Annotated in this window: 3 protein-coding genes; 2 read left to right on the top strand and 1 reads right to left on the bottom strand. The window is 78.1% G+C overall.

The window, feature by feature from the left end; genetic code table 11:
* A partial coding sequence (locus tag JNW87_RS38890) for a type VII secretion target (protein ID WP_238455491.1) occupies positions 1–286 on the bottom strand: 286 nt, incomplete at its 3' end.
* Positions 287–524: 238 nt separating this feature from the next.
* On the opposite strand from JNW87_RS38890, the gene JNW87_RS38885 reads away from it, so the two are divergent.
* Both JNW87_RS38885 and JNW87_RS38880 read left to right on the top strand, forming a co-directional pair.
* Positions 525–893, top strand: coding sequence for a holo-ACP synthase (locus tag JNW87_RS38885; RefSeq protein ID WP_109806077.1), 369 nt, complete (start codon positions 525–527; stop codon positions 891–893).
* 45 nt (positions 894–938) lie between these two features.
* The coding region (locus tag JNW87_RS38880) for an NAD(P)H-hydrate epimerase (RefSeq protein WP_305070488.1) at positions 939–1226 on the top strand (288 nt) is incomplete at its 3' end.

The raw sequence follows: 1226 nt of genomic DNA, 5'->3' as shown, positions 1-1226 counted from the left end.
CTCCGGCCAGGCGGCGCGCGGCGCGCTCGTCGACTGCCTCGTAGCCCTCCGCCGCGAGGCGGACCGCGTCGGCGGTGGCCGCCACCCGGGCCGCCAGCGCCCCGCACCAGCGATGCACCGCCGACTCCAGCTCGGCCAGCGCCACCCCGGCGCGCCAGCCCTCGGCCGGCACCACCAGCCCTGGGGCGCCGGTCAACCCGCAGGCCAGCCGGTACGCGTCGTCCGCGAGCGACCGGGCGGCCTCGCGCAGCACCTCGGGTTCGACGCTCAACGGCTCCTCGGTCATCGGCGGGCTCCCCGGCTCGGTGGCCACCGAGCGAGGGACGTCGGCGGCGGATCGACGCCCGCCCCGGTGACGGGCCGGGGCCGGGCGGGCAACGGGGACGACGCTAGGCAGCCCGCTGCCCACGGCACCGGCCCTGTGGATGGCGGGCGGTGGTCGTACCGGCGGGTTGTCCACAGGCGTTGCCCACCGCGGAGCCGGTGGCTAATCTGCGCCCCGGCCCGCCGGTAGGGTGAGTGCCGTGATCGTGGCTGTCGGCATCGACGTCGTGCTGGTGGACCGGTTCGCCCGGGCCCTCGCCCGGACGCCGCTGCTCGCCGACCGGCTCTTCACCGAGGGCGAGCGCTACACCCGCTCCGGCAACCCGCGCTCGCCGGAGTCGATGGCCGCCCGCTTCGCCGCCAAGGAGGCGGTGGCCAAGGCCCTCGGCGCCCCCGCCGGGCTGAGCTGGCACGACTGCGAGATCGTGCCGGACCCGGACGGCCGGCCCTGGCTGACCGTCTCCGGCACGGTCGCCGCCGCCGCGGCCGAGCGCGGGATCAACCGCTGGCATCTGTCGTTGTCGCACGACGGCGGGATCGCGTCGGCCATGGTGGTGGCGGAACGGTGAGCTGGCCGCGGGCCGGCCGGCCCGCCGGGGATGGGACGGGGTGGCATGAAACCGGTGTGGCGGGTCGCGGACGTACGCGCGGCGGAGGCAGGCCTGATGGCCACCCTCCCGCCGGGGACGCTGATGCAGCGGGCCGCCGCCGGGCTGGCCCGCCGCTGCGCACTCCTCCTCTCCGACCGGGGCGGGGTCTACGGCGCCCGGGTGCTACTGCTGATCGGCTCCGGCGACAACGGCGGCGACACCCTGTACGCCGGCGAGCGGCTGGCCCGGCGCGGCGCCGCCGTGTCCGCCCTGCTGCTCACCCCCGGCCGGGCGCACGCCGAGGCGCTGGCG

The organism is Micromonospora sp. ATA51 (genome assembly GCF_016802855.1).
In the GTDB taxonomy this organism is placed as follows: Bacteria; Actinomycetota; Actinomycetes; order Mycobacteriales; family Micromonosporaceae; genus Micromonospora; species Micromonospora sicca.
The sequence above is the reverse complement of the archived record's forward strand: the minus strand, read 5'-3'. Positions and strand labels throughout refer to the sequence as shown.